We start from the raw sequence: 26,573 nt of genomic DNA, 5'->3' as shown, positions 1-26,573 counted from the left end.
AAAATGTCTAGGAAAAAAATTGTAATCGCTTTTGCTGGCGGCGGAACAGGCGGACATATATATCCGGGAATTGCCATTGCTGATGAACTGAAAAAAAATTCAAATGAATCAACTAAAATTGAAATTCACTGGATTGGAAATTCCAAAGGAATGGATTCTGCAATAATTGAAAAAAATCTTTTATCATCAGGCGGAAGCATTTTTTGTTTTCATGGAATTCCGTGCGGAAAACTTCGTCGTTATTTTTCACTTAAAAATTTCACAGACTTTTTTAAAATATTCGCAGGATTTATAAAGTCGTTTTTTATTCTAAAAAAAATAAAGCCAGATTTTCTTTTTTCAAAAGGCGGTTTTGTAAGCGTGCCTCCGTGCGCCGCCGCAGCTATTCTAAAAATTCCATATTTTACTCACGAATGCGATTTTACACCGGGACTTGCCACAAGAATCAACAGCAAAAAAGCTTCAAAAATTTTAATTTCCTATGAAGAAACAAAAAACTATTTCAGCAGTTTTCAAAAAGAAAAATGCATTGTTACAGGAAATCCAGTTCGACCGGCATTTTACAATGATAGTTCAGAAGCCGGGAAAAAATTTCTTGGCATAGATAACGGCTGCAAAAAAAATATTCTTTTAATTTTAGGCGGAAGTCTTGGTGCAAATCAGATAAACAATCTTGTAATTGAATGCCTTGATGAGCTAAAAAAGGATTTCATTGTTGTTCATCAAACTGGAAAAAAATTTGCTCAGGAAAATCCTGATATTATGTCTTCCGGCGATGACAGCTACAAGCCTTATGAATTTATTTTTAATGAAATGGTTTCTGTAATTCAATCCGCGGATATAATAATTTCCAGAGCTGGAGCAAATTCTTTATGGGAATGTGCCGTTTGTTCAAAGCCGATGATTTTAATTCCTTTATGCGGTGCAGGAACAAGAGGCGACCAAGTTGACAATGCGGAGTATTTTGCAAGCAAAGGTGCCGCCATTGCTTTGACAGGGAAAGATGCGACAAAAGAAAATCTTCTTAATGCATTATCTGAAATGAAAATTTCAGAAACTAGAAATAAATTTGCTGAAAACTGCAAGTCCATTTGCAAAGAAAAAAAGCCTTCTGAAATTATAGCAAATCTGATTTTGGAGCAGATAAAAATATGATGTTTCCCGCAATCGATATTGTTTTTTTGCTTGTTGTTTTGACATTTGCAATTATTGGAGCAATAAACGGATTTTTAAATGAAGTGTTCGGAAAAGCAGCGCCTGTCGTAAGCATTTGGGTTGCAATTCTTTTTTACGGACGGCTGGTTTCTCCAATTGAAAAGCATTTGAAAATTCATTTAGTGTCTGTTGTTCTTTCTTTTTTGCTGATTTTTATAATTGCATTTATTGTTATGAAAATTCTTCAGACCGCAATAAAAAATATTTTTGGCGGTGAAATTTTCAAGGACTTGGATAGATTCTTAGGTTTTGTTTTTGGATTTTTGGAAGGACTTGCTGTTGTTGGCGTTGTTTTGATTTTAATGAAAGCCCAGCCTTGGTTTAATGTTGACACAATTCTTGACGGAAGTTTTTTTTCAAGAATATTAAATCCAGTCATTTCAATTCCGCTTGAAAGCCTTTCAAAAGCAGTTGAAAAGAATTCATCAGTTCCGCTTGCCATTCCACTTGAACAGATACAAGGAAATTAAAAATGTTTGAAAATATTTTGAATCAAAGCGCGACAAAACTTTTACAAGATGATATTGAAAAAAAACGTTTTCCAAATTCCATTTTGTTTTCAGGTCCTTCATCCTCTGGAAAACTTTCCTGTGCTTTGGAAACTGCGAGAGTTCTTTCATGCGCAAATTCCGGTGAATGGAACTGCACTTGCTTAAACTGCCGTCAGCATAAAGCTATGGTAAGTCAAAATCTCCTTATTTGCGGTGCTGGAAACCGAACGTTGGAAATTGCTGCCGCAAAAAAAACTTTAATAAGCCAAAACATTCAAAACACAAAACATCTTGAGGCTTCAAGGTACCTTTATTTGCGCGCAGTAAGAAAACTGATTTCAAAGTTCAATTCTGTGCTTTGGAATGGAGATGACAAGCTTTCAAAATTTTCTCCACTTTTACAAAATATAGAAGAGGGACTTGAAAAAATTCAACCAGGAAGAATTCTTCCAGATGACGAAGAACTGAGAAAAATATTAGACTCAATTGAAAAAGACTGCACAAAACTTGAAAGCAGTTTTTTGTATAGTTCTCTTCCTGTTTTGCAAATAAGAAATTTTTCCTCCTGGGCGCACTTAAGCTCAAGCAATGGAAGAAAAGTTTTAATTATTGAAAACGCAGATTTAATGGCAGACAGCGCAAGAAATGCGTTACTGAAAATTCTTGAAGAACCTCCAGAAGATGTGATTTTTATACTTACAACGACAAAGCGCGGCGCAATCCTTCCGACTATACTTTCAAGAGTCCGCACTTACAATTTTTTTGAACGCTCACCGGAACAGCAGAGAAATGTTATAAATAGAATTTTTCACTATGAACCTGATTTCAATGATGAAAAAGAATTTAGCAGCATAACACAATTCATGCAGTCATTTTTAACAGTAAAGCCTGAACTTGTAAAATCTTGCGCAGCTGACTTTTTTAGCAATGTAGCCAAAGGACACATTCCCGACATTCCTAAAATAATTTCAACTTGCGCTTCGTTTGAGCCAAGAATTCTTTTTAAAATTTTTATCTGCGGAATTATTGAATCTCAGGAAAATTTAAAAACATCTGCCGCAGGTTCAGAAGTTTCCTTTAATGTTTTAAAACAACTTAGAACTTCATTAAATAATGTTGAAATTTTTAATCAGAATCCTTCAGCCTGCCTTGAAGAGCTTGCAAGAAATTTAATGCACATAAATTATATGAATGATGGCATTCTAAAAAAATTAGCTTGATTTTTTGAGGAAAATTTAAATGGCAGATTTTGTTGAAAAGGCATCTGAAAAAATTACAAAACTTTCCGATGAACAGCTTGAACGTCTTTTAAATACAGTCCGCGAGGAAAACAAAATATACGATTCAATAATTCAAAGCATTCCTTCAGGACTTGTAATCGTTGATAACAATTGGTGCATAACAAAAATAAATAAATCTGCAAAACGTTATCTCCATTTCTTTCATCTTCATCTGATAAAGTCAGACCCTGTTTGGAATCTTATAGCGGATGAGGAAGTTTCAAATTTTATTTCATTTTGCGCGCAGAAACAAAACACAAATACTAACGAAGAATTTTCTATAGTTTCCGCAGATGACAAAGCAAGGTTTATTGTTGTTTCAATTCTGCCTCTTGTTTGCGACGGAAAAATTGCGGGAACAATTATTTTTATTGAAGACATAACTGCAAAACGCCAGCAGGAAATTTTGATGCACAGAATGGAAAGTCTAAAGAGCTTGACAAATCTTGCGGCATCAGTTGCACATGAAATAAAAAATCCGCTTGGCGCAATAAGCATTCATATTCAGCTTTTGCAAAAATCGATAAAGAAATGCAGAGAAGGCGACGGTCAGCTTCCTGATGAAAAATTCATGGAAAAATATCTTTCTGTCGTGAATGAAGAAATTGAAAACTTGAACAAAATTGTAATGGATTTTTTGTTTGCTGTTCGTCCTTTAAAAGTAAACATGACACTTTCCGAGCCTGATTCGATAATAGAAAAGTCAATAAATTTTTTCATGCCGGAATTTGAAAATTGCGGAATAGAAGTTTCTGTAAATTTGCAAGGAAATAGAAACAGACTTTTAATTGATGAAAAACTTTTCCGAGAAATTTTTATAAATATTGTGCAAAACGCAAAAGCTGCAATTCTTTCCAGCAAAAAAAGCAACGGAAAACTTGCCATAAATTCTTTTATAAAAAATGATCATTACATACTTACAATTGCGGACAATGGCTGTGGAATGGACGAGGCGACTTGCTCAAGAATTTTTGAACCGTACTACACAACAAAAGCCGATGGAACTGGACTAGGGCTTACAACTGTTTATAAAATTGTAAAAGAGTTTCGTGGAGAAATAACTGTAAATTCAGAGCTTGATGAAGGCACTGTTTTTACTGTGCAAATTCCTGTGCCGCAAAAAGAAACTATGCTTCTTGAAGAGTAAAATTTAACCTAACGTCTGCTTTTATATAAAGTGTTTATTGCCTTTGTTTGATTTTTTTTTTGGAGGAAAATTTGAAATTTACAATTTTAATTATAGATGATGAAAAAAACATCCGGGAAGGACTTGCGGCAAATTTTGAACTTGAAGATTACAATGTAAAAACTGCTGCTTCTGGCAAAGAAGGTCTTGAGCTGATTTCAAAAGGCGACATAGACTTGGTAATCACAGATTTAAGAATGCCTGGAATTTCTGGTGAAGAAGTTTTAAATCATGTTGTAACAGAAACTCCAGGAATTCCAGTTATTATTCTTACTGGTCACGGAAGCATCGATTCCGCAGTAGATGCAATGAGACATGGCGCTTATGATTTTCTTACAAAGCCGCTAAACCTTGATCAACTTGATATGATTGTAAAACGTGCGCTGGAAAGCAGGCAAATCAAAATTGAACATCAGGAGCTAAAAAAAGAAGTCGCTGAAAATTCTGCATTAAAAGAAATGATAGGCTCTTCCATCGCAATGCAAAAAATTCAGGAGACAATAAAAAAGGCGGCTGCATCCAAGGCGAGCGTTCTCATCACTGGCGAAAGCGGAGTTGGAAAAGAAGTTGTTGCCCGTGCCATTCATGCTTTGTCTCCGCGGCACGACAAAACCATGATAAATGTCCATTGCGCGGCTCTAAGTGAAACTCTCTTGGAAAGCGAGCTTTTCGGACATGAAAAAGGTGCTTTTACAGGAGCTGACCATTTGCAAAAAGGCAGATTTGAACTTGCCCACGGAAGCACAATTTTTCTTGATGAAATCGGGGAAATAAATCAGAATGTTCAGATAAAAATTCTTAGGGTTCTTGCTGAAAAAAAATTTGAACGTGTCGGCGGAGAGCAGACTATAGAAGTTGATGTTCGTGTAATTGCGGCGACAAACAAAAATCTTGAGGAAGAAATAAAAGCTGGAAGATTCCGCGAGGACTTGTATTACAGACTGAATGTAATTCACATTCATGTTCCGCCGCTCCGAGAACGAAAAAGCGATCTGCCGCTTTTAATTTCAGCATTCTTGGAAGAGTTCAATAAAGAAAATGGAAAAGCAGTAAAGGAATTTTCTGGAAAAGCAAAAGCTGCAATTATGAAATATGACTGGCCTGGAAACATAAGGGAACTTCGCAATTGTGTTGAAAGCGCAGTCGTAATGAGTTCGGGAGATGAAATAAATATTGAAGACCTTCCGCCTGCAGTAGCAAAAAGCTCACAGGAAAACAGCATTGCAATTCCGTTTGGAATAACTTTAGATGAAGCTGAAAAAATAATCATTCAGCAAAATTTAGCTTCAAATAAAAACAACAAAAGCAAAACGGCGGACATTCTTGGAATAGGAAGAAAAACATTGCAGCGAAAACTTTCAGAGTGGGGCGAAGACGAGGAAAAATCAGATGGAGACAATGTATGACAAGCTCGGTGATCTTTTAAATGAAACTTTAAAATCCGGGCAAGTAAAGTTTAAAAAGAAAATAAAATATTCTGAAAAAGAAATTCCGCATGAAGAAAAAAAATCAGAAGAAAATTTTTCTAAAGAAAATGTCAGCAAAAATAAAACTAGGGCAGAACAAAAAAATCAGACTGAGCATTTAAAAAATAAAATTTCATCTTTAAAAAAAATAACGCCGGAAGTTGAGCGCGCTTGCAGACTTCTTGATATAACAGCTTCTGCAAATCAAGATGACGTAAAAAAGGCTTACAAAGAAAAGCTGAAATATTTTCATCCAGACAAATATGACAAAAATCCTGTGCTAAAAAAAGTTGCGACAAATAAAACACGAATGATTGTTGAAGCTTACGAACTTTTAATGAAATCTTTTTAACTTTATGATGAAAATCCCGCCCGGTAAGAAGACGGAGCAAGTCCTGTGCATTTTTTGAATACTCTTGAAAAATGAAACTGATTTTCAAAAGAAAATTCATCTGCAATTTCAGAAACTGTGCTTGAGGAATTTATCAAGGCGAGGGCAGCGGTTTGAATTTTCAGGCGCAAAAAATATTGATGCGGAGTCATCTGCATTTCATCTTTAAAAATTCGTATAAAATGTTCTTCCGAAATTCCACAGAAATTCGCAACTTCTGAAACAGTGCATCTTGTGTAAACTTTTTTTTCCATAAATTTTATCGAATGCTCGACATAACTTTTTGCAGATTTTGATTTTTTTTGAGCTGCGATTTTTCCTTCAGTTTTATTTTGCTTTCCAAACCAGCGGAACAGGCAGCTTTCAAGAAGCAGATCCGCAGATTTTTTTAAGTCCGCAGAATCCGACTTTGAAAACTTCATTATGTCTTCAAGTATAAATTTTATTGAGGCAGTTTCATTGCTAGCGACCGGCTGATTTTTTTTTCTGCTCGAAGAATTTATCAATAATTGATATAGTTTTTTTTCGGATTTGCTCAGCGAAAAAAGAACCGCATAGTAAGTAAGAGGCTTTTTTACTTCTTTTGGCAGAATTGAATGGAACTCGCGCGGAAAAACTAGAAACAATGTGTTATTCCTTATGCTGTAAGAAGTTCTGTTTGAAAAAAATGTTCCTTCTCCTTCCGAAAAAAAATGAATTTCAAATTCCATTTCTCCATGCGAATGATAGCGTCCGTGCCAGGCAAGTTTTTCTCCGGCAATCAATTTGTAAATAAAGGCAGTTTCTTTTATTTCCACGGTATTTTTCCTGTTTATATTAAATATTTTAGCATGAAAAATCAATTTTGGATATATAAAATCAGTTTTCTGTATTGCTTATAGCCATTTCAGTCTGATACTATTTTTGTAAGCGAAACAAATTTTAATTTTTCTGGAGGTTTTCATGAAAACTGTCGCTGGAATTGACTTGGGAACACAAAGCATGAAAGTTGTTCTCTATGATTATGAAACTAGAAAAAGTTTGGAAAGCTCATCTTGCCCAATGGAACTTATTTCAGAATCAGACGGAACAAGAGAGCAAAAAACTGAATGGTACAAAAAAGGACTTGAAGTCTGTTTTTCAAAAATTTCTTCAGAAGGAAAAAAATCAATACAAGCGATTGGAGTTTCTGGACAGCAGCACGGCTTTGTTCCTTTGGATTCAGAAGGAAATCCGCTTTACAATATAAAACTTTGGAATGACACTTCAACTGCGAAAGAATGTGAACTTATTACAAATGCTGCTGGCGGACAAAATGAAGTTGTAAAAGAAGTTCAGAATTTTATTTTGCCAGGATTTACAGCACCCAAAATTTTGTGGCTCAAGCTGCATAAAAAAGAACTTTTTGAAAAACTCCATTACATAATGCTTCCCCATGATTATTTGAATTTTCTTCTTACTGGAAATTATGTGATGGAGCAGGGCGATGCTTCTGGAACTGCTTTGTTCAATTCAAAAGAAAAAAAATGGTCAAAAAAAATCTGCGAGGCAATCGATGAATCACTTTTAAAAAAACTTCCCAAAATTATTGCAAGCGATGAGCCTTCAGGATTTGTTTCAAAGAAAGCTGCTGACTGGCTTGGAATTCCAAAGGGCGCGGCTGTTTCTTCTGGCGGCGGAGACAACATGATGAGTGCAATCGGAACTGGAGCCGTAAAAAGCGGAACACTTACAATGAGCATGGGAACTTCTGGAACTTTATACGGTTTTACCGATTCTTCTGTTGCAGATCCTGCGGAAGGCATTTCAGGATTCTGCTCCTCTTCCGGCGGATATTTGCCGCTTCTTTGCACAATGAACTGCACGGTTGCTTCCGAAGAAATCAGAACGCTTTTAAATCTTGATGTAAAGGAATTCGATGCTGAAGCTGAAAAGTCAAGCCCCGGATGTGAAGGAGTTTTTGTGCTTCCGTTTTTTAATGGAGAGAGAACTCCGAATCTTCCGCACGGAAAAGCAAGCATAACTGGACTCACCGTAGCAAACTGCAACAGAGCCAACATCGCAAGGGCAGCACTAGAAAGCGCAATATATTCAATGAGGACAGGACTTGATTCATTTAAAAAGCACGGCTTTACACCAAAGGAACTTAGACTGACTGGAGGAGGCGCAAAAAGCAAAGTGTGGAGACAGATTGCGGCGGACATTATGAATCTTCCTGTAAAAGTTCCAGTTTCATCAGAAGCTGCTGCATTTGGAGCTGCACTGCAAGCTTTGTGGTGTCTAAAAAAATTGCAGGGAACTCCAGTTTCAATGGAGAGCCTCGCGGAAATACATGTTGCGCTAGATGAATCCAAGACAACTTTGCCAAACGAGAAAAATGCTTTGGAATACAGCAAGGCATTTGAAGAATATAAAATTTTGGTGAATCAGCTTTCGCCATTATACAAATAAAAAAAAGTTTGCATTGCAGACTTCAATATAAAGAGCCGGTTAAAAAATAAAAACTGGCTTTAGGAGGATTTATGTCATTTTTCAAAGGTTCAAAGGAATATTTTCCAGGAATTGGTCAGATCAAGTACGAAGGTCCGGAATCAAAAAATCCGCTCGCATTCAAATACTATGATGCTGAAAAAGTTGTAATGGGCAAAAAGATGAAAGACTGGCTCAAATTCACAGTAGCCTACTGGCATTCTTTCTGTGCAGACGGAGGAGATCCTTTTGGAAGCGGAACACGCGAATTCACCTGGAAAACTCCAGAAGAAAAAGTTGACGCGGCATTTGAATTCATAACCAAGCTAGGCTGCGGATACTACGCATGGCACGACCGCGACATCTGTCCAGAAGGAACAAGCCCTGCTGACAGCGAAAAAAAACTTTCACATATCACAGATCTTCTGCTTGAACGTCAAAAAGAAACAGGTGTAAAACTTCTTTGGGGAACTGCAAACGTATTTAATAATCCGCGCTACATGAACGGAGCCGCAACAAATCCTGACTTCGATGTAGTTGCGCAGGCAGCAAGCCAAATAAAAGCAGCAATCGACAACACTATAAAACTTGGAGGAGCAGGCTACACATTCTGGGGCGGACGCGAAGGCTACATGAGCCTCTTGAACACAGACATGAAAGCAGAAAAAGAACACCTCGCCATGATGCTTACCTTGGCGCGCGACTACGCAAGAAAACAAGGATTCACCGGCTGCTTCTACATCGAGCCTAAGCCAATGGAACCGACAAAACATCAGTATGACTATGATTCAGAAACTGTAATCGGATTCCTCCGCGCTCACGGACTCGATAAGGACTTCAAGCTGAATATCGAAGCGAACCATGCTGAACTTGCAGGTCACGAATTTGCGCACGAACTTACAGTTTGCGTAGACAACGGAATGCTTGGCTCAATCGACGCAAACCGCGGAGACCCTGTAAACGGCTGGGACACAGACCAGTTCCCGGTAAGCATTTATGAAACGACACAAGCTATGCTTCAAGTAATCAGAATGGGCGGATTCACAACTGGAGGACTTAACTTTGATGCGAAAGTCAGAAGAAATTCAGTTGCTCCAGAAGATTTGTTCATTGCGCACATCGGCGGAATGGACATCTTTGCGCGCGGACTTGAAAAAGCCGTTCAGCTTATCGAAGACAGACGCATTCCTTCAATGCTAAAAGAACGCTATGCAAGTTTTGAAACTGGCAACGGAAAAGCTTTCGCTGAAGGAAAACTCACGCTTGATCAAGTCGCTTCACTTGCAAAGCCTTATGAGCAAGTTGCAAAGACTTCCGGCAAACAGGAACTTTACGAGAATATCCTCAACCAGATTTGCCTTGGATAAATGAAAATGCGCAGTCTTCGGAGTTTTCCGATGGCTGCGTTTTTTCAATCTGATCGGGAAACTTTAGAGACTAGCATTTTATAAATTCCATCTTCGGGAAAATCCCTATTGCTGTTTTTGCACAGATGAGTATCCAGAAATTTTCCGAATGCGATTTTTCAGAATAATTCGATTATTTGCAAAAACATTGTTTCTATTGTAAAATGGCTTCCATGGAAAAATCGATTCTCCCCCAGAACTTAACTGGAGTTCACATACACTTCGTTGGAATCAAGGGCACTGGAATGGCGGCACTTGTGGAAATTCTTTCCGCCCGAAAAGCTGTAATCACAGGCAGCGATGTTTCAGAAAGATTCTACACAGATGAAATTCTTGAAAAACTTGGAATCAAAGCCTTGCCGTTCAGCACTCAGAATGTTACAGAAAAAACTCAGCTTGTAATTTATTCAAGCGCGTATTCAGCTGAAAAAAATCCGGATCTTGCGCAGGCAAAAAAGCTTGGAGTTCCGCTTCTTTTATACAGCGAGGCTTTGGGTGAACTTTCAAGAACTGCATACAGCTGCGGAATTTGCGGCGTCCATGGAAAAACCACAACAACCGGTCTTGCAGGAACAATGCTAAAGGAGATTGACCTTCCGTCTCAAGTTTTAGCAGGAAGCATTATTTCTTCTTTTGGAAATTCCTGCACAATGACTTCATCGGAATTTTCAAATTCAGATGAAGCTGAAAAAAAATATTTTGTCGCGGAAACCTGCGAGTACCAGCGGCACTTTATGTCTTTTTGTCCGCAGAAAATAATTTTGACTTCCGTTGAAAGCGACCATCAGGATTACTATCCGACTTTTTCCGACATTCAAAATGCTTTCGTTGATTATATCTGCAAACTTCCAGAAAACGGCGACTTGATTTTTTGCGCTGACGACAAAGGCGCTTGCGAGACAGCCGAGCTTGCAAAGGAAAAACGGAACGACATAAATTTCATTCCTTACGGGGAAAACGCGGAAGGCGACTTTAAACTTTCATTCGGAAAAGTTGAGGGTGGAAAGCAATATTTTACAATTGGAAAAACTGAATGCGCTCTTCATGTGCCGGGAAACCACAACGCAAGAAATGCAGCGGCGGCATTTGCTCTGTGCTGCAGGCTTTTAAAAACTGCCGGAAAAAATCCGCAGGAATATTTTGACAAGTTAAAAAATGGCCTTGAAAAATTTTCAGGCGGAAAACGCCGAAGCGAAATTGTTGGATGCGTAAAAAATAAATTCGGGCAGGACATAATTTTTATTGACGACTACGGACATCATCCGACAGCAATAAAAACAACCTTGGCTGGGTTCCGGCAATTTTATAAAGACCACAAAATTATCGTTGACTTTATGAGCCACACTTACACACGGACTGCGGCTTTGCTTGAAGAATTCGCATCAAGCTTTGAAAGCGCGGACATGGTTGTTATAAATAAAATCTACGGAAGCGCACGTGAAAAAGCGGACAGCACAACTGTAACTGGAAAAATTCTTGCCGAGCACGCAAAAAAATACCATCCGAATGTTGTCTATGCAAAAGAATTTGAAGAAGCCGCTCAAATCATAGAAAGCGAGCTGAACAAAAAGTCCGATGCAAAAGATGGATATGTTTTTGTTACAATGGGAGCCGGCGACAATTTCAAAGTCGGCAAAATGGTTCTTGAAAAATTTAAAGTTTAGGAAAAATATATGAACAGCATGACAGGCTACGGCTTTAAAGAAGCCATTGTGGAAAATACGCAGATAAGCGTTGAAATAAAATCAGTCAACTCACGGTTCTTGGATTTGTCTGTAAACATTCCGTCTTTTTTGAATCCGCTTGAAGCAAGAATCAGAAAAACTGTAAGCGAAAAAATTGTCCGCGGAAAAATCGACTTGACAATCCGGGTTCGAGACAACAATTCAACAGCAAAAGTAAGTGCCGATCCAGCCGCCGCAAAAATGTACAGCGATGCGATTTTGGAAATTGCAAAGGCTTTGGGAAAATCAGAAGTTGAAATTCCTTTAAGTTTGATTGTTTCGCAGGAAGGCGTTTTGAATGTTTCCCACGAATACGACGCTGAGTCTTATTGGAAAAAAATTGAAGGTGTTTTTTCTGAAGTTCTTTCGCAGTTTATTGAAGACCGCAAACGTGAAGGCGAAAATTTAAAAAGCGATTTGCTTGAAAAGCTTTCTACGCTTGATGAGTGCGCCGCATTTTTTAAAAAGTGGCAGCCGGAAATGGAAAAAAGATTCCGCGAGCAAATTTCAGCAAAGTTCCATGAGCTTCTGTCGGACAAGGCAGATGAAAACCGCATAATGTCGGAAACTGCGGCGATGATTGTAAAATACACAATCAACGAGGAAATTATCAGGCTTCAAAGCCACTTGCAGGCTCTCAGAAAAGAAATCAACGAAAATCCGATTCCGGGTAAAAAAATTGATTTTATCTGTCAAGAAGCGAACCGCGAAATCAATACAATCGGAAGCAAAAATCAGTTTACAGAAGTCGGTGAAAAAGTAATTGACGCAAAGAATGCCCTTGAAAACATAAGAGAACAGGGCAAGAACATTGAATAGGAGCTGCTATGAATTATAAAATTCCTAAGGGAAAAGAACTTCGAGTTGCCATAAGCGGAAAATCTGGCTGTGGAAACACAACAGTAAGCACTTTGCTTGCGCAAAAACTGAATGTAAAACTTATAAACTTTACCTTCCGTCAGCTTGCGGCAGAAAAAAATCTTACACTTGCCCAGGTAATTGAAAATGCAAAAACCGATGACAGCTACGACATTACAGTTGACACAAGGCAAGTTGAGCTTGCAAAAAAAGAAAGCTGCGTTCTTGGAAGCCGTCTTGCAATTTGGATGCTAAAAGAAGCAGATTTTAAAGTTTATCTTATTGCTGATGATAATGTCCGCGCACAAAGAATTCTAAACAGAGAAGGCGGTTCACTTGAAGAAATAAAAAGTTTCACTGCGATGAGAGATTCTGAAGACAGCCGCCGGTATAAAAAACTTTACAACATTGACAACAGCAATTTTGGCTTTGCGGACTTGAAAATTGACACGGCTTTGTTCACTCCAGAGCAAATAGTAGAAAAAATTCTTTTGGAACTTGAAAAAAGAAACCTTGTAACAACTGAATAATTTTATTAATACTGGAATCGATAAAAAGGGGCTTCCCAACCAAGGACAGCCCCTTTCTTTATAAAAATCTACAAGTTTGAAACCAGCCATTCCTTGAATGAATCGTAATCTTTGCCCATTGGAATAGCATTGTCAGGAAGAGAAACAACCTTTTCGAGACGTTCTGGAAGAGCAGGCTCTTGCCCGATTGCCTTGTAAACAGTCGCGCCGAATTTTGCAGGATGAGCAGTTTCAAGAATTATTGCAGATGCTTTTTTGTCTACAACAGCTTTTGCCCAGAAAGGAACATTCGGTGTAAGACCAGGCTTTGTAAAATCATTTTTCTGGCCGTTTACAAGTTTTTCCATTTCACCGCCACGAATATCATTCCATGCTTTCCAGGCAACTGCACCGTGCGGATCTATTACGTATCCAGTTTTGTTCTTGCATCTTTTTATTCCATCAATTGTTCCTTCGTCATCAGTCCAGTATGAAGCAAAAAGATTTCTTACTTGGTCAAGCGAATACATTGCGTCAATTCTTTCATAGTTGCTAGGAGCTCCAACATCCATCGCATTGCTTAATGTTGGAACAGAAGGGCGAGTTTTGTATTCACCGCTTGCAATCCAGTCCGGCACTGTATGGTTAGAATTTGTCGCAGCAACAAATCCTGTTATAGGCGCTCCCATTTCACGCGCAATAAGTCCTGATGTAAGGTTTCCAAAGTTTCCGCTCGGAACAACAACAATGATTGCGTCTCCTCCATTTTTGCTGTCAAACGGAATTCTCTTTTTTACAACAAGAGATGAATACATATAATAGAAAGACTGCGGCAAAAGGCGGGAAATATTTATTGAGTTTGCAGAAGAAAGCCTGAACTTGGATCTCAAATCTTTATCTGTAAATGCAGTTTTAACAAGTTTTTGGCAGTCGTCAAAAGTTCCCTTTACTTTCAATGCGCGGACATTTCCTGTGAAAGTTGAAAGCTGTTTTTCCTGCAATGGTGAAATTTTTCCGTCCGGATAAAGAATTGTAACGTCGATTCCCGGAACATTGTGAAACGCGCTTCCTACAGCAGAACCTGTATCCCCGGAAGTTGCAACCAAAATATGAAGATTGTCATTTTCCGAGCGATTGAAATATGACATCACGCGCGCCATAAACCTTGCTCCAAAATCCTTGAATGCACAGGTCGGTCCGTGGAAAAGCTCAAGCACATAAGTTACAGGATCAATAGGAACAACTTTTGAAGAAAATGGATAGCAATCCTGAATTATAGATTCCAAGTCAGTATCTGGAATTTCATTTTCAACATAAGGCTTTGCCATTTCGTAGGCAATTTCACGGAATGAAGGTTCTGGATTGCGCTCCAAAAATGAATTTTCAAGACGCGGAAATTCAGTCGGCATATAAAGTCCGCCAGTTTCTGCATTCATTCCATTCAAAACCGCAGTTCTAAAATCAACACTTACTTTTTTATCTCTTGTATCTGTATATTTCATAAAATTCCTCATGCGAAAATTGTTTTCAAATTATATCAATGATTATAAAATTTTACAACAGCACGGAAAATACAATAAGCGAAAGATTGTATATAAAATGAGCCGAAAAAGAAGGCGCAATTGAAGCCGTTTTTATTCTGCAAAGCCTAAGGACAACTCCGCAAAAAGCCGCATTGAAAACAGAAATCCAGCCTAAATATCTGTGGGCAAGCGCAAAAATTACAACTGAAAATATTTCCACTGGAATTTTCCATTTTTTTAAAAGTGAATTTAAAGTTTCTGGAACAAACTGACGGTAAACGGCTTCTTCAAAAAAAGCTCCGGCAGCCAATGTAAAAATAAGAAAAATCCAAGATGAAAAATTTTCAGGATTTTTTAATAAAATTTCAGTTTGAGCGGAAGAAATTTTAAATGCAAAACAAAAAGCATGAACCGCAGCAAAAATCAGCATTAAAAATCCAAGTGTGAGCGCACCCCATTTCAATGAATTTACAAGCAAAATAAATTTTTCATTAGCAGATTTTTTTTCGCATTTGTTTTCTATTTTAAACTGAAACAGAAGAATCGCCGCGATAAAAAATTCAGCCAGAACAGAAAAAGAAAATTCCTCGCTTAAATATGCTCCTTTGACTGCAAAAATCGGCGGAATTAGCAAAAAAACAAAAACAACTAAAAACTCTGCTAAAATGTATCTTTTTTTCATTTTGGTATGTTTATACTATCAAGAAATTGCAAAATTTACTATAATAAATATGTAAACGCATAAAATTCTTGGAGGTGGTTTTGTGCCTGCTGTAATTTCCGTAATTGTAACTCTGTCTTTTATTTTTACGCTTTTAAAATTGTACAAAGCCTCAACTGAAAAAATGAATTTCTTTTCAAAGGGTTTTGACTACGGATTCAGGCATTCTGAAATTTCTGCGCTCTGGCAACTTGCGAAAAAATGCGGAATTGAAGAGCCTCTTTCACTTTACATTTCAGAAAATTCCGTGAACAGATGCATTTCTTCAGTAATTGAAGAGGCAAGGCAAAAAGGCGCGGAAGATTCAACGCAAATCCAGGCGTTTCTTGAAAAACTTTATAAATTCAAAACGCGCGTAATTCTTGACAAGGAAAATAAACGCGGAATAGAAAGCACAAAATCGCTTGACATAAAACAAAAGCTGAGCGTTATTTTAAAAGGCAAAGGTGTTTTCAAGTCGCGCATTTTAAACAACGGAACTCAGCTCATAATTCTTCTTCCGTATCAAATTTCAAAGCAGTCCAAGCGGCCGGAATTTCTTCCCGAATCTGAATGGGAAGGAAAAGAAATTTCAGTTTACTTTTGGAGAAACGGTGACGCAGGATATGCTTTTGACACAAAAGTTATCGGAACTGGAATTTTCAGAAGCGACAAAGCTTTGTTTTTAATGCATTCAACAAAACTTGACCGGACTCAAAAACGTCAGTCAATAAGATGCAAATGCGAAATTTACGCGCAGATGTACATTGTCCAGCAAGGTGAAAAAATCGAATATGACAAAGTTGAAACCAATCCAGGCTACAAATGCCTGCTTGAAGACATAAGCGAAGACGGAGCGATGATAAGAATCGGCGGAAAAGGAAAAGCAAATGTCCGCATAAAAATTCAGTTTGAAATAAACGGCGCGCTCGTTGTCATGCACGGCGTAATCCGGGCAGTTGAGTGGAACAGTCAGCTTGGCCAGTCAAGAATTCATTTTGAATGCACGCACATTGAAAAAAGCATGAGGAATACAGTTCTTGCATTTGTTTACAACGTAATTCCGCCGGAGCAAAAAGAAATTCATCAGGCAATTGAGCAGGCTTCTTTGGAAGAAAATCAAACTCAGGAAGAAAACAGCGCAGATAAAAATATTCAGCAAGAAAATTCAAGCCATTAGTTTTTGAGGCGGCCGGAATGTATAGAAATTTTTCTATATATTTTATATATTTATCAAAGAAGATTTGCTATGAAAAAAATTTTATTTAAACAAATATTTTTAATTGCTCTTTCAGTCTGCGGATTTTGCCATGCGCAGGAATCTTATATGTCTGATTTTTACAAAGGAAATTTGGTTGAAAAAAAACAAGTTGTTGAGTCGTCAAGTGCAGCGGGAGATTCTTCAATTGCAATCGCAGCTCTTGACTTTTCAATTTCTGCTTATGACGCTCTTAGCTCGGATACTGATTTTATAAACCTTGTGGAAACTTCTGTAAAATCGCTTACAGCAGGAAACAGCAAAGGCAAGGAAAAAATCATCGCTGAAAAACTTAGGATGATATTTAAAACCTTCAGCGATTCAAAAATAAAAATCGCAGTGATTGACGCATTTTCTGTTTTTCAGTCGCCGGAAAATCTTTATCTTGTAAACGACTTTTTCTACAGCAAAATGCAAAAATCGCAGGAAATGGACGAAGCTCTTTTAAAGGCAGTTCTTTTTATGGGCACCTACGGAAATTCCGCGTCGTTCAATATGCTTTTTATTGCTGACATTCTCGATGTCTGGCCGTCTTACAGCGCAATTTTGGCTTCATCTTACGGCGGACTTGCAAACGAAAGCGAAAAGGAAATTCTTCAGTTTTTGTCAACTGTTCCAATTGAAAAAAAGATTCTGATTTTAAAAAGGCTTGATGAAAATCCAAAAGTTTCAAAAAAAATCTGCGGAGAATCTGCAGAAAACGCATTGTCATCAGTTATATATAATATTAAAGGAGCAAAACCTGATTTTTCAGGAAGCAAGCTGAATTTGACTCTTGTCTGCCTTCAAGTGTTTTCTGATACACAATGGACTAGAGCCGCATCTTTGATTGCTTCATGCTTTAACGGAATTAGACAAGAATATGAAAACGGAAATCTTTCCGATGAAGACTTTTCTTCTACAATAAAAAATATTGCTTCTGTTTCTTCTGCGGAAACTTCTTCATCACTTTCGTCATATCTTGATTTTCTAAACAAGCAAACTGAAAAAAATTTGCCTCCTAGTAAAGCCGTTGTGCTTTCTTTAATCAATTCTCTGGGGGAAATGGGCGACAAGGCCGCTTTTGACAGCCTGCTTTATGCAACTTATCTTGATTATCCAGAGGAGGTTATAGCTGCCGCAAAAAATGCCCTTGCAAAATTAAAGTGGTAGAATTCTTAAAAGAAAATTTTCTAAGTCCGTTTGTTTTGGTAGCGGTAGTATTCTGCATTTTTATTTACTCAGGCTTTTTAAAAAGCAAAGAGCGTTTTCCATATAAAAGCCTGATTCCTTTAGAGAAAATAGAAACTGCTTCTGGCATAGTTTGCTCCAATCCTTCAAAAATTTCTTCTGGAAAATCTTACGTTGTGAAATTAAAGCTTTCCTCTGTTTCTGGAGAAATTTCAGGAGCAAAAATAAATTCACAGGCATCCGGAAAAATTTCAGTTCTTGTTCCTGCCAAAATCGTTGAATCTTTATATCCTGGAAAATTGTATTCATCTTCAAAAAATGGAGTAATCATTGAAGAAGGTGAAACTATAACTTTTTATGGTAAATTTTCAAAATCATTTTTTTCAGCAGAGAGCGCAGAGCAATTACAGCAGCCTCAGTCCTTAAAACAAAAAATTTTCAGGTTCAGAGCTTTTTGCAGATTTGCATTTAAAAGACTCATGTACGGCTGGGGAAGCGCAGGAGGTTTTATTTTGGCTTTGCTTTCAGGCTCAAGAGAATACACAGACAGCTCCTTATGTGAAACTTTTAGAAATGCGGGACTTTCCCACGTTCTTGCACTAAGCGGAATGCATCTTTCTTTTTTTTCATCAATTGCAGGCGGAACTGGGAAAAAAATTCTTGGAAAAAAATTTGACTTTTGGCTTAGGCTTTTTGGAATTTTATTTTTTGTATGGTTTGCAGGACTTTCACCTTCATTGTTCCGCGCATTGCTTTGCTCTTTGATTCTGCTTTTCTGCGGAATTTTCTTTTGTGTTCAGGTAAATTTTTTCAAAGTTCTTTGCTTTGTGTTTCTGCTTCATTGCATGATTTTTCCTGACGATATTTTTTCCGCAGCGTTTATACTTTCTTATGGCGCACTTGCAGGAATCCTTCTTTTTGGAAACGCATTCAAACATATTTTTCAATCCTTTTTTCCTAAAAAAATTTCAGATTCACTTTCTGCTTCCGCCGGTGCCCAGAGCGTGGCTTTTCCTTTAAGCCTTGCGCTTTTTAAGTCAGCAGCTCCCGGAGGTATTCTTGCTTCTGTTGCAGTTTGTCCGCTCGTAAGCATATTTTTGACTTTTTCCATGGTTGCAATTTTGTTTTCTTTTATGATACCTTTTCTTTCTCCGTTCTTTGGAGTTATAATGAATTTTCTTTATCAGATAATAAAATTGACGGCAGAACTTTTTGCGCTTTTGCCGCTTGTAGAATTTTAACTTTTTGGAGCAAACATGAATCATCCTGATTACAATTCGCCGTCTGAATTAAAAGCTTTTCTTGAGCAGAGTGGAATGGCGATGCAAAAAAAATTCGGTCAGAACTTTATGATAAACCAGTCCGCAAGAGAAAAAATATTTTCCCTTCTAGAATTGAAAAAAGACGAGCTTGTGTGGGAAATCGGTCCCGGTCTTGGCTGCATGACAGAACTGATTCTTTCAAGCGGCGCAAATCTTGAAGTCTTTGAAATCGACAGAGGTTTTATTTCTATATTAAAGCAGTTTTTTGAACAGCAGGAAAAATCAGAGCAATTTAAAATTATAGAAGGAGATGTTTTAAAAAACTGGAAAAAAGCATTCTATGAAAATCCGCAAAAGCCTGCAAAACTTTTTGGAAATCTTCCATATAATATCGCGGCGACTTTTATTGCCGACACAATCACAGAAAATGTTGTTTTTAAAAAATGCGTCTTTACAGTTCAAAAAGAAGTTGCCCAGCGGATGGCAGCAAAAAAGGGAACTGAAAATTATTCGGCATTCAGCGTTTTGTGCCAGTGGGGCTACAATGTAAAACTGGATCTTGTTCTTGGCTCAAGCAGTTTTTGGCCGCGGCCTACAGTTTCCTCTCAGGCAGTTGTTATGACAAAAAAAGAAAATCCTTTCAGCGGAAACTCTGCGCTTTTTGTAAAAGTTGTGCACGCTCTTTTTGCCGCAAGAAGAAAAACAATTCAGAACAACATAAAGCCTCTTCTTCCGGAAAATATTTCAGCGGAAGAATTTTTTGAAAAATGCGGAATCTCCAAAACTGAACGCGCGGAAAATTTAGCAGTCGAGGATTTTATAAAAATTTCCGATATGTTGAGCCAACTCAAGCAATCTGATAAAATATAAGCAGAGGCTCAAAAATGACAGCAGAACAAATTGCAGAAAATTTTGAATCAGTTAGAAATCAAATAAAGGAAGCTGAAAAAAAATCCGGCAGAAAAGAAGGCTGCGTTAAACTTTGCGCTGTAAGCAAATTTCATCCTGCGGAAGATGTCTTGGCTGCGTTGAAAACAGGACAGACTCTTTTTGGTGAAAATCGTGTGCAAGAATCCTTTGCAAAATTCACACAGATAAATTCAGTTTCAAAAATTAAGCCAGACCTTCACATAATCGGAAGCCTTCAGACAAACAAAGTAAAAAAGGCAGTTGAAATCGCGTCTTGCATTCAATCCGTGGACAGAGAAGAACTTTTGGCGGAAATTGAAAAACAATGCGCAAAAATTGAAAAGAAAATTGAAGTGCTCTTTGAGATTCATACTGGTGAAGATTCAAAAAGCGGCTACAAGGAAAAGTCCGTATTGCTCAAATCTGTAGAAAACTGCGCAAATGGAATTTATCCGCACATTGTTCCAAAAGGACTTATGACGATGGCTCCTTTTACTCAAGATGAAAAACTTATCCACGCATCATTTTCAAAACTAAGAAATTTAAAAGATGAACTGAACAAAAGTTTTCCTTCACTTGAAATAAACGAGCTTAGCATGGGAATGAGCGGCGACTATAAAATTGCAATCGAAGAAGGAAGCACATTGGTCCGCATAGGAACGGCATTGTTTGGAGAACGCGACTACTCTTAGCAGGATGAAAAATTTTCATTTTATTTTGATTATTTTTATTTTGTCTCTTTTTTTACCGTTGCAAGTTTTTCCGCAGTCTTCGGAAAATACAGATTCAACTCCAGAGCCATACACAGAAAACGAGTTTCCGCAGTGGTCAAAAGATTTGCGCCGGTTTGAAATTGTTTCCCTTGGAGCAGTTCCGTTTGTGGCAATCAGTGTGAATTTGGGCTACAGTGCGTATCAATATTTTTCCGGGAACTCTTCAACTTTTGAAACACCTTTCAGCAAGGGAACTTCTTTTACGGAAGGGGAACAGATGAAAATTTTTTGCGCTTCAGTTGGCGCAGGCATGATTATTGGATTTTCAGACCTTGCGATAAATCTTGTAAAACGCCACAATGAAAAAAAACGCCAGCAGAAAATTCTTGAAAGCCACGATCAAATTATAGTTGTTCCGTTTCAAGAAAATGAAAATACAAAAAATGAGAATTTAAATTCGGAGCAATAGATGTCTTTTTTTACAAACAAGGTTCCTCCAACATACAAAGGCGAAATCCGGCTAGATAAATATATTGCGTCTCTTCCAAACGGAATGAACAGAAGCAAACTGAAAAGCGGAATTGTCTGCATTCAAGTGAACGGAAAAAAGCAAAAAATTTCGTGTCAGGTAAAGGCAAATGATATAATCGATATTCAGTGGGAAGAAAATGTTCCAGACAATATTGAGCCGGAAAATATTCCGCTTGATACTATTTATGAAGATGAAAATGTCTGCGTTGTAAACAAAAAACAGGGAATGGTAACTCATCCTGCCGCAGGAAACTGGAAAGGCACTTTGGTAAACGCGCTTTTATATCATTGGGGAAGAGAATCAATTCCAGAACTGAAGGAAGGACAGGTTTCAAAAATTCTTTCAAACCGCAGACCAGGAATTGTTCACAGGCTGGACAAAGAAACTTCCGGCATAATCATAACTGCAAAAAATCACGACACAGAAGAATTTCTTTCAGCCCAGTTTAGAAACCACAGTTCAATTGTAAAGGAATACATTGCAATCTGCATTGGCCGTCCTCAGCATCAGCACGGAATTATTCAGACAAATATAATCCGCGACCCCAAAGAAAGAAAAAGATTCAAGGCTGTAGTTGGCACGGAAGAAGGAAAGCCAGCCGAAAGCTACTACGAGTGCATAAGCTGCTACGGAGAATACTCACTGATGAAAGTTAGGATAAACACCGGAAGAACTCACCAAATACGGGTACACATGAAATACCTGAACTGTCCTATTTTAGGAGACGGAATCTATGCGCACCAAGATAAGAAATTTCCAAAGGCAACTCTCATGCTTAATGCAAGACTTTTGAAAATTAAAATTCCGGGAAAAGAAGAGCTTTCAATTTTTAAATCTCCAACACCAGAACGTTTTATAGAAGTCATGAAAGTTTTAAAACGCGACTACACAAAAGTAATTCTTCCAAAGGATAAGTAGCAGACAATGGATACAGAAAAACAGATACAGATTGCCATTGCGCCGTCAAAAGAAAATCCGTTCGTTGTTATAAAAAAGCCACGTGGACTTCCAAGCGCACCGCTTTTTGAAGGGGACGAATGCGCATTTATGCAGGCTGCAAAACTGTACCCATATCTTTTGGAAGTTTCCGGAAAAAAAGCAATAGAACACGGACTTGTGCATAGAATCGACACAGAAACAGAAGGCTTGCTTTTAATCGCCACAACACAAGAAAGTTACAACGCATTTATAAATTTTCAGCGTGAAGGGAAGTTTTTAAAAGGTTATTCCGCAAAATGCCAGAAAATCGAAAAACCGCTTGAAGGATTTCCTCCAGCTGAATTTTTATTAGAAAACAAATCAGATAATATAAAAAAGTATACAGTTTCTTCAAGATTCAGGCCTTTTTCTTTAAAATCAGCACAAGTTAGACCAGTAACGGGCAATTCTGGAAAAGCGGCGCAGAAAAAATGCAGCGAAAAAATTTACACAACGGAAATCATTTTGGACACAGACAAGTTTTTTGCAAAATGTTCTATAAAAGAAGGCTACCGCCATCAAGTAAGAAGCCATTTGGCTTGGCTTGGCTTTCCTGTACGCGGCGACAAACTTTACAATCCGCTTTGCAGTCAAAATGAAGAAATGCAGTTCTTTGCAGATTGCTTAAAATTTCCTCATCCTTTAACTGGCAAAATTATTGAGTGCTTCTACTGATTTTTGCAGAGTGTTTTTGCTCCAGGAACCGTTTCTTCGCGCAAACTTTACTAAAATTATTTATAATGCGTTTGCCCTGTAAAATTGAAAACACTTTTGAGGCATTCCCATATCTCGCCCATAAAAAAAGACAATTTTTTTCTGTATCTTATTGACTTACATTAAAATGTTGTTTATATTTTTAGTTACCGATTATTCGGTAACGTAATAGGCAAGTATGGAAAAGAAGCAGAATTCAACAAGGGACAAAATCATTCAGTCAGCATTCTCTTTTTACGATATGCTTTTTTTTGAAAGAATTTCACTTTCAAAAATCGCAGCAAAAGCCGGCATTACAAAACCTGCTATTTACAAGCACTTCAAAAGCCGCGAAGACTTGGAAAACGCAATGAAGTCTTTAATTCTTAGCGATATTGCGGAAATTATAAAAGACTGTGAAAAAGATAAAAATGAAACTTCCATACTAAAAAAAGTAATAGTTCTTCTTTGCAAGAAAAAATCATATTTCTATTTTACTCTTTCAAATTCCCTTGAGTTCAGCATTGACAACTTTTTAATTGAAATAAAAAAGCATGGCGTTTCAGATTTAAATTTGGAAAATATTTTTGACAACTACGGAAGTATTGTGGATATTGAAATTTACAAAAAAATTATTTTTGTTTCCGGCACAATGATTTTTTTTCAAGGCGCAAGAGATTTTATACTTCTTGACAAAAATCTTCAAGATTCTGATGAAAGCATTCAGGAATACGCGGAAAAACTCTCAAGTTTCATTTTTTCCGGTGGACTTGGACAGGACATAAAAGAAACAGATGCTCTCAGGCTTTCCCAGCTTGACATTCTCTGTAGCAAGGAAATTCAGTCTTTAAAAGCGCCTTGCAAATTTTTTACAGCCATCGGAAATGTTGTGCGCCGCGTGGGATTTTTAAAAACCACAATTGAAGAACTTGCAAAAGAGCTTGGACTTGCAAAAAGCAGCCTGTACACAAATTTCAGTTCAAAAAAAGAAATGTTCGAAGCTCTCAAAAAAGAAGAATGCCTGAATTTGTTTCATGTCATCAAGAAGAATCTTCTTTATGCAAAAAACAGCGCTGAATGTGTTTATATTTTTATGGAAACTGAAATTGAATTTTTCCTAAAGAGAAGAGGATTGCTTTATGTATGCCGCTGGCTTTTGTTCCAAAATTCAAAGAATGATTTTAAAATCAAGTCAATGCACGAAAAAAGAGAAAAGACAATTGGCAAAGACGAGCTGCTTGACTTTACAGCTTTTATTCTCAATGCCGACATTATAACGCAGATTCCAGATTTTGGAACTCCAAAGATGAATATGCAAATTATGTTCTCATGGATTTTTCAAATGCCGATTTTTTTCTTGCTGCAAAGCGAGCTTCATAATTTTCCAGAAGAATCTGTGCACGCCGCAATAAAGGACTTTTTTTATTGCATGGAAAGAGGAATTAATTTTATTGATAATAAAGAAAATAATATTTCAGGAGGAAAGAAATGATTTTCAGCAAAAAGACGTTTTTTAAGATTTCAGTCTTGCTTGCTATGTCTGGAGCATTTGTCTTTGCACAGGAATCCCAGCCGCAAAACACTGAGTCTGACAAAAAAACTGTAAACCTGACAATTTACGAAGCTGTGGATTACGCGCTCGAACACAGTCATTCGCTCAAGACTGCCGACATTGACCTTGAAATCAAGGCACGCGCAGGAAAGAACGCTTGGAATGTTTTGCTTCCGACAGTTCAGGCTACAGGAACTCTTAACAGAACTACAGATATTTCTTCAAATTTGTCGGGAACAAACACAATGATGAAGCTTCATGGACTTCCTGAAATTGAAGAGACTGACAGCATGAAATGGACAGGAATCGCAAATCTTTCTGTTGACTGGAATTTCAGCCTTGCAATGATTCAGCAGATAAGAGCTGCAAAAGCTGGGTACGAAGCTGGAAAAATCAGCTATGAGCAGAGCATTGTTGAAACAGAAGTCAATGTAAAAAAACTTTTCTATGGACTTCTCTTGCAGCAGGAAAATTTAAACTTGCAGAAAACAACTCTTGAAAATTCAAGAAAACGCATGGTTCAGGCGGAAGCAAACTTTAAAAACGGAATGGTTCCAGAGCTTTCAATGCTTCAGGCACAGGTTACATATCAGAACAAAAGCCCGGAAGTTGCCCAGATGGAGCGTGAATTCCACCAGCAGCTTGACACTTTTGCATTTCTTTTGGGACTTCCAGTAGGAACGGACATTGTTTTGCAGGGAAGTATTGAGCCTTTTTATGTTGACTTACACTACGACACGCTTATTGAACGTTACGGAAACAACAGCCTGGACCTTCAGTCAATTGACAAGAACATTGAGCAGCTTCAGCGCAATCTTGACGCTTTGAATCTTAGCACTTACACTCCATTTTTCAATATCAGCTACGGATTTAAGCCGATGCTCACTGATTTTCTTGACGCAGACAAAGGAGGGTTTCCTACAGGCGGAGACTGGACAGATTCAGGCTCTATAAGCTTTACAATTGGCTGGAACCTTACAAACATTCTTCCGTTCTCGTCAAACAGGCAGCAGGCAAAAGACTTGCAGGCGAATCTTGACAAACTCAAGGTAAGCAGGAAAATGCTCCTTGAAAACCAGAAAATGACAGTCCGCAAATCTGTAGACACATTGATTCAGGCGCGCGAGCAGATTCAGTCCATGAACAGAAGCATAACACTTGCCCAGCGCTCTTATGACATGACAGTGCGCGCTTACCGCAACGGAACAAGAGAACTTCTTGATGTGCGCGATGCAGAAAACCAGCTTAACACTGCAAAACTCGGACTTGCAAACCAGAAGTTCAATTATATTTCAGCATTGCTTGACTTGGAAACAACTCTTAATACAAAACTCACCGGAGGAGAAAAATAAAATGAAAAAAACAAGCGCAAAACTACCTTTTATCTTGATGGCAGCGGCAATCTTGTCATCCGCATTGGTTTCCTGCAAGGGAAAATCAGAAAAAACTGCAAAGGAAGAAGAAACTGAAACAATCTACGCGGTAAACGCAGACATTGTTCAAGCCGGAAACCTTGACGACTACTTGGAATTCGGCGGTGATGTTTCTTCTGTTTCCGCAGTTGACGTCTACCCGGACGCGGCCGGAAAAATCTCTCGCATAAGAGTTTCTGTAGGAGACCTTGTAAAAAAAGACCAGATTATAGCTTATGTTGACCCGAGCCGCCCTGGAATGAACTACAGTGAAAACCCTGTAAAAGCTCCGATTTCAGGAAGAGTAACTTCATTTCCGCCAACAATCGGAACAATGGTTTCACAAAGCTATTCAATCGCAAAAATCAGCGACACAGACGAACTTCAGATAAAGGTAAATGTCGCTGAACGCTTTATAAGTAGAATCCGTGAAAACCAGACTGCTATTGTAAGTTTTGACGCATATCCTGGAGTTGAATTCAAAGCGCGCGTTTTTGAAGTTTCTCCGGTTTTGGACACAACAAGCCGCACAATGCTTGCCAAGCTCAAGGTTGAGCCAGCTGACTCAAGAATAAAGGCAGGAATGTACGCCCGTGTAAAACTCATCACTGACACAATTGAAGGAGCTGTTGTTATTCCAAATGACGCCATTGTTTACCGTGACGGCAAGCCTTACGTATTCACAGCAAAATCAGAAAGCGCGGAATCCAGCGTAAACATGGTTTCTGTAAAGGAAGGGCTTTCCGTAGACAACAAGACAGAAATTCAGGAAGGACTCAAAGAAGGAGACGTTATAATTGTAAAAGGACAGTCTCTTTTGAGCGATGGTTCCAAAGTAAAGATTCTTTCAATTTCTGGAAAAGCGGTTGAAAGCAAAACTGAAAACAAGGACTAAAA

General features: G+C 37.9%; 25 protein-coding genes. 22 read left to right on the top strand and 3 right to left on the bottom strand.

The annotated features are described in order from the left end of the window. The first annotated feature begins 3 nt into the window (after positions 1-3). The 6 genes from murG (at position 4) to TRESU_RS06560 (ending at position 5,990) form a co-directional block, all read left to right on the top strand. On the top strand, positions 4-1,155 hold the full coding sequence (gene murG / locus TRESU_RS06585; protein ID WP_013701486.1) for an undecaprenyldiphospho-muramoylpentapeptide beta-N-acetylglucosaminyltransferase: 1,152 nt from the start codon (positions 4-6) through the stop codon (positions 1,153-1,155). Next, positions 1,152-1,685, top strand: coding sequence for a CvpA family protein (locus TRESU_RS06580; RefSeq protein ID WP_013701485.1), 534 nt, complete (start codon positions 1,152-1,154; stop codon positions 1,683-1,685). Before murG ends, TRESU_RS06580 begins: the two co-directional genes overlap by 4 nt. 2 nt (positions 1,686-1,687) lie before the next feature. Next, positions 1,688-2,926, top strand: coding sequence for a DNA polymerase III domain-containing protein (locus TRESU_RS06575; RefSeq protein WP_013701484.1), 1,239 nt, complete (start codon positions 1,688-1,690; stop codon positions 2,924-2,926). 19 nt (positions 2,927-2,945) lie between these two features. After that, on the top strand, positions 2,946-4,133 hold the full coding sequence (locus TRESU_RS06570) for a two-component system sensor histidine kinase NtrB (protein ID WP_013701483.1): 1,188 nt from the start codon (positions 2,946-2,948) through the stop codon (positions 4,131-4,133). 71 nt (positions 4,134-4,204) lie between these two features. After that, a complete protein-coding gene (locus tag TRESU_RS06565) occupies positions 4,205-5,578 on the top strand; it encodes a sigma-54-dependent transcriptional regulator (protein WP_013701482.1) in 1,374 nt (457 codons plus the stop codon). Continuing rightward, complete coding sequence (locus tag TRESU_RS06560) at positions 5,562-5,990, top strand: J domain-containing protein (protein ID WP_013701481.1); 429 nt, start codon at positions 5,562-5,564, stop codon at positions 5,988-5,990. The genes TRESU_RS06565 and TRESU_RS06560 overlap by 17 nt, the downstream gene beginning before the upstream one ends. 2 nt (positions 5,991-5,992) lie before the next feature. Here TRESU_RS06560 and TRESU_RS15810 read toward each other — a convergent pair whose 3' ends face one another. Beyond that, positions 5,993-6,826 (bottom strand): AraC family transcriptional regulator, encoded by an 834-nt coding sequence (locus tag TRESU_RS15810; RefSeq protein WP_013701480.1) that lies wholly within the window; start codon positions 6,824-6,826, stop codon positions 5,993-5,995. A 145-nt stretch (positions 6,827-6,971) separates the two neighbouring features. Here TRESU_RS15810 and xylB point away from each other — a divergent pair, with 145 nt between their 5' ends. From xylB to cmk, 5 genes are all read left to right on the top strand, one after another. Beyond that, positions 6,972-8,459 (top strand): xylulokinase, encoded by a 1,488-nt coding sequence (xylB, locus tag TRESU_RS06550; protein ID WP_013701479.1) that lies wholly within the window; start codon positions 6,972-6,974, stop codon positions 8,457-8,459. Between the two features lie 71 nt (positions 8,460-8,530). Further along, complete coding sequence (xylA, locus tag TRESU_RS06545; protein WP_013701478.1) at positions 8,531-9,844, top strand: xylose isomerase; 1,314 nt, start codon at positions 8,531-8,533, stop codon at positions 9,842-9,844. A 203-nt stretch (positions 9,845-10,047) separates the two neighbouring features. Beyond that, positions 10,048-11,547 (top strand): UDP-N-acetylmuramate--L-alanine ligase, encoded by a 1,500-nt coding sequence (gene murC, locus TRESU_RS06540; RefSeq protein ID WP_013701477.1) that lies wholly within the window; start codon positions 10,048-10,050, stop codon positions 11,545-11,547. A 9-nt stretch (positions 11,548-11,556) separates the two neighbouring features. Further along, entirely contained in the window at positions 11,557-12,426 is an 870-nt protein-coding gene (locus TRESU_RS06535; RefSeq protein WP_013701476.1) for a YicC/YloC family endoribonuclease, read from the top strand. 8 nt (positions 12,427-12,434) lie between these two features. Next, positions 12,435-12,995, top strand: coding sequence for a (d)CMP kinase (gene cmk / locus TRESU_RS06530; protein ID WP_013701475.1), 561 nt, complete (start codon positions 12,435-12,437; stop codon positions 12,993-12,995). A 68-nt stretch (positions 12,996-13,063) separates the two neighbouring features. On the opposite strand, the gene thrC is transcribed toward cmk, so the two are convergent. Both thrC and TRESU_RS06520 read right to left on the bottom strand, forming a co-directional pair. Then, positions 13,064-14,476: a threonine synthase gene (gene thrC / locus TRESU_RS06525; RefSeq protein ID WP_013701474.1), complete on the bottom strand. Its 1,413-nt coding sequence runs from the start codon at positions 14,474-14,476 to the stop codon at positions 13,064-13,066. A gap of 52 nt (positions 14,477-14,528) precedes the next feature. Beyond that, positions 14,529-15,179, bottom strand: coding sequence for a CPBP family intramembrane glutamic endopeptidase (locus tag TRESU_RS06520; RefSeq protein WP_013701473.1), 651 nt, complete (start codon positions 15,177-15,179; stop codon positions 14,529-14,531). An 82-nt stretch (positions 15,180-15,261) separates the two neighbouring features. Between TRESU_RS06520 and TRESU_RS06515 the strand changes: the two genes are divergently transcribed. The 11 genes from TRESU_RS06515 (at position 15,262) to TRESU_RS06465 (ending at position 26,571) form a co-directional block, all read left to right on the top strand. Continuing rightward, positions 15,262-16,377: a PilZ domain-containing protein gene (locus TRESU_RS06515; RefSeq protein WP_013701472.1), complete on the top strand. Its 1,116-nt coding sequence runs from the start codon at positions 15,262-15,264 to the stop codon at positions 16,375-16,377. Between the two features lie 69 nt (positions 16,378-16,446). After that, positions 16,447-17,607 carry a hypothetical protein gene (locus tag TRESU_RS06510; protein WP_013701471.1) on the top strand — a complete coding sequence of 387 codons (1,161 nt, stop codon included), beginning with the start codon at positions 16,447-16,449 and terminating at the stop codon, positions 17,605-17,607. Beyond that, on the top strand, positions 17,601-18,866 hold the full coding sequence (locus TRESU_RS14225) for a ComEC/Rec2 family competence protein (RefSeq protein WP_013701470.1): 1,266 nt from the start codon (positions 17,601-17,603) through the stop codon (positions 18,864-18,866). The genes TRESU_RS06510 and TRESU_RS14225 overlap by 7 nt, the downstream gene beginning before the upstream one ends. Positions 18,867-18,881: 15 nt before the next feature. Further along, complete coding sequence (gene rsmA / locus TRESU_RS06500) at positions 18,882-19,757, top strand: 16S rRNA (adenine(1518)-N(6)/adenine(1519)-N(6))-dimethyltransferase RsmA (protein ID WP_013701469.1); 876 nt, start codon at positions 18,882-18,884, stop codon at positions 19,755-19,757. A 14-nt stretch (positions 19,758-19,771) separates the two neighbouring features. Then, the gene (locus TRESU_RS06495; protein ID WP_013701468.1) at positions 19,772-20,488 is read left to right on the top strand and encodes a YggS family pyridoxal phosphate-dependent enzyme; all 717 of its coding nucleotides are present in this window, start codon (positions 19,772-19,774) and stop codon (positions 20,486-20,488) included. 4 nt (positions 20,489-20,492) lie between these two features. Continuing rightward, positions 20,493-20,978 carry a hypothetical protein gene (locus tag TRESU_RS14220; RefSeq protein ID WP_052299555.1) on the top strand — a complete coding sequence of 162 codons (486 nt, stop codon included), beginning with the start codon at positions 20,493-20,495 and terminating at the stop codon, positions 20,976-20,978. Beyond that, on the top strand, positions 20,979-21,959 hold the full coding sequence (locus tag TRESU_RS06485; protein ID WP_013701466.1) for an RluA family pseudouridine synthase: 981 nt from the start codon (positions 20,979-20,981) through the stop codon (positions 21,957-21,959). 6 nt (positions 21,960-21,965) lie between these two features. Continuing rightward, a complete protein-coding gene (locus TRESU_RS06480; protein WP_013701465.1) occupies positions 21,966-22,694 on the top strand; it encodes a pseudouridine synthase in 729 nt (242 codons plus the stop codon). A 217-nt stretch (positions 22,695-22,911) separates the two neighbouring features. Beyond that, the gene (locus TRESU_RS06475; protein ID WP_013701464.1) at positions 22,912-24,204 is read left to right on the top strand and encodes a TetR/AcrR family transcriptional regulator; all 1,293 of its coding nucleotides are present in this window, start codon (positions 22,912-22,914) and stop codon (positions 24,202-24,204) included. After that, complete coding sequence (locus TRESU_RS06470; RefSeq protein WP_013701463.1) at positions 24,201-25,616, top strand: TolC family protein; 1,416 nt, start codon at positions 24,201-24,203, stop codon at positions 25,614-25,616. Before TRESU_RS06475 ends, TRESU_RS06470 begins: the two co-directional genes overlap by 4 nt. 1 nt (position 25,617) lies before the next feature. Further along, positions 25,618-26,571 carry an efflux RND transporter periplasmic adaptor subunit gene (locus TRESU_RS06465; RefSeq protein WP_013701462.1) on the top strand — a complete coding sequence of 318 codons (954 nt, stop codon included), beginning with the start codon at positions 25,618-25,620 and terminating at the stop codon, positions 26,569-26,571. Positions 26,572-26,573 lie beyond the last annotated feature (2 nt).

The organism is Treponema succinifaciens DSM 2489 (assembly GCF_000195275.1).
Classification (GTDB): Bacteria; Spirochaetota; Spirochaetia; order Treponematales; family Treponemataceae; genus Treponema_D; species Treponema_D succinifaciens.
Note: the sequence above shows the minus strand (reverse complement) of the source record. Positions and strands in the feature narration are given on the sequence as shown.